This window comes from Lactobacillus sp. C449L, from assembly GCF_059900815.1.
In genome coordinates this window covers 1-405 of the sequence record NZ_JBWXGA010000411.1, presented here as the reverse complement: position 1 = coordinate 405, position 405 = coordinate 1, and the positions used below count along the sequence as shown (strand labels likewise).

Genomic DNA, 405 nt, shown 5'->3' with positions numbered 1-405 from the left:
ATCGAGCGCCGAGAGCCTCGCCTCCTGATCGCGCATCAGTCGAAGGCCGTCGCTCACGACCTCCGCCTCGGACGCATAACGTCCCGTCGCGACAAGCTCTGCGACGAAGCTGTGCAAGCTATGGTCAATCTCGACGTCGAGGCGCATGAAAGGAGGATAATGCGCCATCTGGCAAGCTCCAAGAGGCTCCTCAGCGCTTCACGAGGCCGGCGGCCTCGAAGGCGCTCTGGATGACCTGGAGAACCTTCGGAGGCAGCGATGCAGGCATGCCGAACGCCTCGGGGTTGAAGCTGTCCGTCTTCCCCGTTCCGCTCCCGGGCGGAAGGATATCGCCGTCGAGAGCCTCCGAACCTGTTGATGCGGCAGGTCTCCGCAAACCAACCTCGCTCTGGACCGGCCGGGGGC

2 protein-coding genes are annotated in these 405 nt (G+C 64.4%); both read right to left on the bottom strand.

Features of this window, described 5'->3' with window-relative positions:
- Positions 1-147, bottom strand: a 147-nt coding sequence (locus tag AC2JF9_RS10030) for a type II toxin-antitoxin system ParD family antitoxin (RefSeq protein WP_500727476.1), incomplete at its 3' end; no start/stop codon positions are given.
- A 43-nt stretch (positions 148-190) separates the two neighbouring features.
- Positions 191-405 (bottom strand): hypothetical protein (locus AC2JF9_RS10025; RefSeq protein WP_500727474.1); only part of this gene is annotated, 215 nt, incomplete at its 5' end.